General features: G+C 64.3%; 2 protein-coding genes. Both read left to right on the plus strand.

The genetic code is table 11. The features are described 5' to 3' along the window. The coding region (gene istA / locus IVA91_RS14590) for an IS21 family transposase (protein ID WP_247458863.1) at positions 1-1,033 on the plus strand (1,033 nt) is incomplete at its 5' end. Further along, on the plus strand, positions 1,033-1,856 hold an 824-nt coding region (gene istB, locus IVA91_RS14595), incomplete at its 3' end, for an IS21-like element helper ATPase IstB (protein ID WP_275996487.1). The genes istA and istB, both read left to right, overlap by 1 nt.

Consider the following 1,856-nt stretch of genomic DNA (forward strand, 5'->3'; position numbering starts at 1 on the left):
CGTGGTGCGCCAGGACCTGTTGGCCGAGAAAGGCGTAACAGTCAGCCGGCGGACGCTGCAACGCGCCGTGCAGCCCTATCGCCAGGCGCTGAAGGCGGAGGCTCTGGCGACGACGCGGTTTGAGACGCCGCCGGGCCGACAGCTGCAGATCGACTTTGGGGAGCGCCTGGTCGAGATCGGAGGAGCGAAAGTCAAGGCATTCGTGTTCGTGGCAACGCTCGGCCACTCGCGACGGCTTCATGTGCGTGCGTTCCGCGCCGAGAGACAGGAGCATTGGTTTGCCGGGCTCGAGAGCACATTCACGACCCTCGGCGGTGTGCCCGAGGAACTGCTGATGGACAATCCACGGGGGCTCGTGGTGCGCCACGACGCGGTGAGCCGATCGGTTCAGTTCAATGACAAGCTGATCGCCTTCGCAAAACATTGGGGCTTCCGTCCTCGCGCCTGCGCACCATATCGGGCGCGCACGAAAGGCAAGACCGAGAACGGCGTCGGCTACGTGAAGAAGAACGCAATCGCCGGTCATTCCTTCCCAAGCTGGGAAGCATTCGAGGCGCATCTCGACAGGTGGGAGCGTGAGGTTGCAAACGTTCGTATCCATGGCACGACCGGAGAGGCGCCGATCATCCGCTTCGCGCGCGACGAGATACATCGGTTGAAGCCGCTCGGCGGGCAGCCTTCGTTCGGATCCTTGCGTGAACTGACCCGCGTCGTCGGCAATGATTGCGCCGTCGAGATCGACACGAACAGCTACTCGGTACCGTGGCGCCTGATTGGCGAGCGCGTGGCGGTAACGATCGCGGCCGGCGAAGTGCGGATCCGCCATGGATTGCACCAGGTAGCAGTGCACAAGCTATCGGAGGGTCGCCGGCTGCGGATCATCGACTTTGCCCATCTCGATGGTGTTGCTGGTCGCAACGGCGCGGTCCGCCGGCCGGAGATTGCTGCGGCGACGGTACCGGGATCGTCTCCACCGCCCTCGTTGTTGCGTCCTCTTGCCGAATACGAAGCCGTGATTGGAGGAAGCTTCTGATGGCACGGGCAAAGAAGGTAATTGAAGCAACAACCGATCCGCTAGACGCCATGCTGGCGCGATTGCAGCTCTCCGGCATTCGCGACCAGCTCGACAGCCTGCTCGACGAGGCGGCGCGCGCGAACCTGTCGGCGCGTGAGACGCTGATCCTGCTGTGCGAGCGCGAGATCGCGCGCAAGGATCATCGCCGCATCGAGATGGCGCTGAAGCTCGCACACTTCCCGGCCGTGAAGGAGCTTGCGGGCTTCGACTTCGAAGCGCAGCCGTCGATCGACCCAAAGCAAATCCGCGACCTGGCCGCATCACGTTGGATAGCCAACGGAGAGAACGTGCTGCTGCTCGGCCCGCCAGGCGTAGGTAAGACGCACTTGTCGATCGCTCTCGGGCGAGAGGCGATCCTGGCCGGATACACCGTGCAGTTCACCACTGCGACGACGCTGGTCGCAGGCCTTGCCAAGGCGCACGGCGAGCGACGCCTGGACGAGAAACTGCTCGCGCTGTCGAAGCCAAAGCTGCTCATCGTCGACGAACTCGGCTACTTGCCGCTTGAACCTGACGCGGCGCATCTGTTCTTCCAACTGGTCAGCCGGCGCTACGAAACCGGCGCCATGCTGATCACGTCGAACCGCAGCGTTGCCGAATGGGGCACAGTGTTCGCCGATCCCGTGGTCGCCACCGCGATCCTCGACCGGCTCCTGCACCACAGCCACGTGCTGACGATCCGAGGCGACAGCTATCGGCTCCGCGCCAAGCGCAAGAGCGGCCTCATCAAGACGCTGACCGCCGGTGACGGCCCTCCGGTCGGCTCCGCCTCCCTCCGGCC

The sequence above is a fragment of the Bradyrhizobium sp. 153 genome, from assembly GCF_023073835.1.
Classification (GTDB): domain Bacteria; phylum Pseudomonadota; class Alphaproteobacteria; order Rhizobiales; family Xanthobacteraceae; genus Bradyrhizobium.